Origin of the sequence: Streptomyces sp. NPDC001027, assembly GCF_040299045.1 — a bacterium.
Taxonomy (GTDB): domain Bacteria; phylum Actinomycetota; class Actinomycetes; order Streptomycetales; family Streptomycetaceae; genus Streptomyces.
This window is the reverse complement of the sequence record NZ_JBEPBI010000524.1, coordinates 1-2,098: the sequence shown is the minus strand read 5'-3', so window position 1 is coordinate 2,098 and position 2,098 is coordinate 1. Positions and strand designations below refer to the sequence as shown.

Sequence of the window (2,098 nt, the reverse complement as noted above, 5' to 3'; positions counted from 1 at the left end):
TTTTTAATGCTCCGCCCACCACCTATATAAACAAACCTTGTTAAAAAATCTTTCCCACCCCGACGCTCTCCCTATCGGGCGTTAGGGGGGGTGCCGGGGGAGCGGCCGGCGATCTCGGCCGCTCCCGCGGCGTCGATCTCGACGTCGAGCAGGTCGGCCGAGCGGTGGATCACGCGTCGCAGCTCGCCCGGCTCGTAGAACTCCATGTGCGCGGTGAACCCGAAGCGGTCGCGCAGCGGGGGCGGCAGCAGACCCGCGCGCGTGGTGGCGCCGACGAGGGTGAAGGGAGGCAGTTCGAGGGGGATGGCCGTGGCGCCGGGGCCCTTGCCGACGATGACGTCGACGCGGAAGTCCTCCATGGCCATGTACAGCATCTCCTCGGCGGGCCGGGACATGCGGTGGATCTCGTCGAGGAAGAGGACCTCGCCCTCCTGGAGCGAGGAGAGGATCGCGGCGAGGTCGCCGGCGTGCTGGATGGCGGGGCCGGAGGTGATGCGGATCGGGGCGCCCATCTCGGCGGCGATGATCATCGAGAGGGTGGTCTTGCCGAGGCCTGGGGCTCCGGAGAGCAGCACGTGGTCGGCGGTCGCCCCGCGCGCGCGGGCGGCGCGCAGAACGAGGTCGAGCTGCTCGCGCACCTTCTCCTGACCGATGAACTCGCCGAGGTCCTTGGGACGCAGGGCGGCCTCGACGGCCTGGTCCTCCCGGTCGGCGACCGAGCCCACCAACCGCTCCTCGGCGGCGGTCTCCTCGGTCGTGTCGTCCCAGTTCACTGACGTTCTCCTAGCGGGCGCGGTTCAGGGTCTGCAGGGCGGCCCTCAGCAGCGGGCCGACCTGGGGCGCACCGCCGGCGGCCTCGGCCTGCGGGGTCACGGCGGCGACCGCCTCGTCGGCCTCGCGGGTGGCGTAGCCGAGGCCGATCAGGGCGGCGTGCAGCTGGTCGCGCCAGCCGCTGGTGACCGGTGCGCCGACCGCGGGGGCGCCGATCGGCTCGCCGAGCCGGTCCTTGAGCTCCAGCAGCAGTTTCTGCGCGCCCTTCTTGCCGATGCCGGGGACGGCGATCAGCGCCTTCTCGTCCCCGGTGGCCACCGCGCGGCGCAGGGCGTCCGGGGCGTGGACGGCCAGCATGGCCTGGGCGAGCCGGGGGCCGACGCCGCTGGCGGTCTGCAGCAGCTCGAAGACCTGGCGCTCGTCGTCGTCCACGAAGCCGTAGAGGGTCAGCGAGTCCTCCCGTACGACGAGGGAGGTGGCGAGCTTGGCCGGCTTTCCGAGCCGGAGCGTGGACAGCGTGTTCGGCGAGCACTGGACGGCCATGCCGACGCCGCCCACCTCGACCACCGCTGTGTCCGGGGCGAGTGCGGCGACGGTGCCGCTGACGAAGGCGATCATGCCGTACGGCCTTTCGGTGTCATCGGTGCGGTCGAGGGGCGTGCGGGCGCCTGGGCGGTGTGCCGGGCGACCGCCTGCTGGAGGCGGTTGTGCGCGGGGGCGCGCCAGATGTGGCAGATGGCGAGGGCGAGGGCGTCGGCGGCGTCGGCGGGCTTGGGGGGCGCGTCGAGGCGCAGCAGGCGGGTGACCATCGCGCCGACCTGGGCCTTGTCCGCGCGACCGCTGCCGGTGACGGCGGCCTTCACTTCGCTGGGGGTGTGCAGGGCGACGGGGATGCCCCGCCGGGCGGCGCACAGCATGGCGACGGCGCTGGCCTGCGCGGTGCCCATCACGGTGCGCACGTTGTGCTGGCTGAACACCCGTTCCACCGCGACGTATTCGGGTCGGTGTTCGTCCAGCCACGCTTCGATGCCCTGCTCGACGGCGACGAGGCGCTGCCCCAACTCGGCGTCGGCGGGCGTGCGGACGACACCGACGCCGAGCATCGTGAGCGGCCGCCCGGCCACTCCTTCGACCACCCCGACACCGCACCGCGTGAGACCGGGGTCCACCCCGAGTACGCGCACCGTGCCCCCTCCCTCTCGATCTCCCCCAGCTTCGCTGGGGGACCCCCGGTTTGTGCAGGCTATCCGCTGGCGCCGACAACGACGGCGGGCCGGTGGGGTGTGTGCCCCCGGCCCGCCCGCTCCGCGGAGGTCGCGCACGCCGA

General features: G+C 72.9%; 2 protein-coding genes and 1 pseudogene. All 3 read right to left on the bottom strand.

Annotated features, from left to right (window positions below; all coding sequences use genetic code 11):
- Window positions 1–86: 86 nt before the first annotated feature.
- Window positions 87–773, bottom strand: a pseudogene (ruvB, locus tag ABT300_RS43500) (Holliday junction branch migration DNA helicase RuvB); the annotation flags it as partial.
- A 10-nt stretch (window positions 774–783) separates the two neighbouring features.
- Complete coding sequence (ruvA, locus tag ABT300_RS43495) at window positions 784–1,389, bottom strand: Holliday junction branch migration protein RuvA (protein ID WP_351688571.1); 606 nt, start codon at window positions 1,387–1,389, stop codon at window positions 784–786.
- Entirely contained in the window at window positions 1,386–1,955 is a 570-nt protein-coding gene (ruvC, locus tag ABT300_RS43490) for a crossover junction endodeoxyribonuclease RuvC (RefSeq protein ID WP_351688568.1), read from the bottom strand. Before ruvC ends, ruvA begins: the two co-directional genes overlap by 4 nt.
- Window positions 1,956–2,098 lie beyond the last annotated feature (143 nt).